Genomic DNA, 645 nt, shown 5'->3' on the forward strand with positions numbered 1-645 from the left:
GGTGCAGTGGAGGGTGTCCTTGATGACGTCGGCGACGATGGTGTCGCCGGGTTCGGCGTCGCCGGCGAGCAGGAGGGTGGCGATGCGGTTGTCGAGTTCGGTCTGGATGGTGCGGCGCAGGGGGCGGGCGCCGAACTCGGGCTGGTGGCCGTGGGCGACGAGGAGCTTCCTGGCCGCTTCGGTGACGTCCAGTTTCATGCCCTGGGCGTGGACGCGGTGTGCGCTGTGGTCCAGCAGGTGGTCGACGATGTGGGTGAGGTCGTCCTGGGTGAGGCTGTGGAAGAGGATGATGTCGTCGATGCGGTTGAGGAACTCGGGCAGGAACCGTGTGCGCAGCAGTTCCATGAGTTCGTCCTTGAGTTCGCTGACGTCGCCCTGGTGGTCGATGATGCGCTGGGCGCCGATGTTGGAGGTCATGATGATGACGCAGTGGCGGAAGTCGACGGTGCGTCCCTGGGCGTCGGTGAGGCGTCCGTCGTCGAGGATCTGCAGCAGGGTGTTGAAGACGTCGGGGTGGGCCTTTTCGACCTCGTCGAAGAGGATGACGCTGTAGGGCCGGCGGCGGACTTTTTCGGTGAGCTGTCCGGCTTCTTCGTAGCCGATGTATCCGGGTGGGGCGCCGACCAGGCGGGCGACGGTGTGCTT

General features: G+C 65.7%; 1 protein-coding gene. It reads right to left on the reverse strand.

The window, feature by feature from the left end; genetic code table 11:
• The coding region (locus tag R2S09_RS40175; protein WP_316746231.1) for an AAA family ATPase at nucleotides 1-645 on the reverse strand (645 nt) is incomplete at both ends.

Source organism: Streptomyces sp. MK7 (genome assembly GCF_032658145.1).
GTDB classification, from domain to species: Bacteria; Actinomycetota; Actinomycetes; order Streptomycetales; family Streptomycetaceae; genus Streptomyces; species Streptomyces spiralis.